1 protein-coding gene is annotated in these 512 nt (G+C 45.3%); it reads left to right on the forward strand.

The features are described from left to right. The coding region (locus DWZ60_RS17080; protein WP_147397784.1) for an RNA-guided endonuclease TnpB family protein at positions 1-512 on the forward strand (512 nt) is incomplete at both ends.

A 512-nucleotide genomic window follows, 5' to 3' on the forward strand; every position in this document is an offset into this window, starting at 1 on the left:
ACTTGGATTTGTCAAAATACGCCAGTCGATGGAAGTGGGAAAAATTAATCACGTAACCATTGAGTACACACCGGCCGGAAAATATTTTGCAGTCTTAAATGTTGATTTCGAACCGGAACCACGCCCAAATGCTGGAGGAACGATTGGAATTGATGTCGGAATCAAAGCATTCTATTCTGACAGCAATGGAAATACGGTATCAAATCCCAGATATCTGGAACGCTCCATGCGAAAACTCATAAGAGAACAGCGCAGACTTTCCCGGAAGCAGAAAGATTCCCATAACCGCGGGAAGCAGCGGCTCAGGGTAGCCAGAGTGCATGAGAAAACAGCCAATCAGCGGAATGATTTCCTGCAGAAACAGTCAACGATGCTGGTGCGCGAAAACCAAACCATCTGTATTGAGGATCTGAACGTGAAGGGAATGATCCGGAACCATAAACTGGCAAAATCCATAGCAAGTGTTTCCTGGGCAAAGTTTTTCGAAATGCTGGAATATAAAGCCAGCTGGT

The organism is Blautia sp. AF34-10 (assembly GCF_003477865.1).
GTDB classification, from domain to species: Bacteria; Bacillota; Clostridia; order Lachnospirales; family Lachnospiraceae; genus Fusicatenibacter; species Fusicatenibacter saccharivorans.